This window comes from Prevotella sp. MGM1 (assembly GCF_002933775.1).
Lineage (GTDB): Bacteria > Bacteroidota > Bacteroidia > Bacteroidales > Bacteroidaceae > Prevotella.
The window spans coordinates 1-975 of sequence record NZ_BEWV01000073.1 but is presented as its reverse complement, the minus strand read 5'-3'; the positions used below and the strand labels follow the sequence as shown (position 1 = coordinate 975).

Here is a 975-nt window from a genome sequence, read left to right as displayed (position 1 = left end):
CCCCGATATATCCGGTTACAAAAAGGAACGCCATGAGCGTGAAGATAATAAAATATTTCATCGCCTTGGCATACACCTCACGGCTATCGCCATCCTTATCTTTCGACTTTCCGAACACAAACGGCTCGTAAGCATAACGAAACGCCTGGGTTATCATAGCCATGATCATGGCTATTTTCGACGCCGCACTGTATATTCCGAGCTGCTTGTTGACGTTATTCCCATCATACAGATAAGGGAAAAGTATCTTGTCGGCCGTCTGATTGAGTATTCCCGCTATACCGAGCACGAGTATCGGCCAGCTATACGAGAGCATGCGGCGCAGCAAAGCGGCATCGAAACAGGCCGTGAATGCCGTCTTGAGCTCTCCCGCGAAGCAGAGCGTTATGAACACCGTGCATGCGAGATTTATATAGAACGCATCGCCAACGTCGACAGGGCTGTCTGTAATCTCCGGCAAAACGACAAAGAACACCACGTTAAGAGCTATATTCATGACGATGAACAGGAGCTTGAGAGCGGCAAACTTGACAGGCCGTTTCTCATGGCGCAGACGGGCAAAGAGTATGCACTGGAACGCATCCACGGCCACTGTGACCGCCATTGCCAGTATATACGACGGATGATCGGCATATCCCATGGCCTGCGACAGGGGCGATATGAAGACAAACACAAGCACGATGAACGACAACGAGGTGACACCGACGGCCTTCAAAGCGGTCGAGAACACCGTATCGGGATCTTCGCTTTCCTTGTTGGAGAACCGGAACAGGGTGGTCTCCATTCCGTATGTCAGTATTACGAGCAGCAATGCCGTGTACGCATACACGTGCGTTATCACTCCGTAACCTCCGCTCTCGGCCGACAGCCTGGCCGTATAAAGCGGTACAAGCAGGTAATTGAGAAACCTGCCTACAATACTGCTCAATCCATATATCGCAGTATCTTTTGCCAATGATTTTAAAGAAGACATTG

At 50.2% G+C, this 975-nt stretch carries 1 protein-coding gene; it reads right to left on the bottom strand.

Going from position 1 to position 975, the window contains the following annotated elements:
* Positions 1 to 973: lipopolysaccharide biosynthesis protein (locus MoGM_RS02285; RefSeq protein ID WP_158249542.1), on the bottom strand; the 973-nt coding region annotated here is incomplete at its 3' end.
* Positions 974 to 975 lie beyond the last annotated feature (2 nt).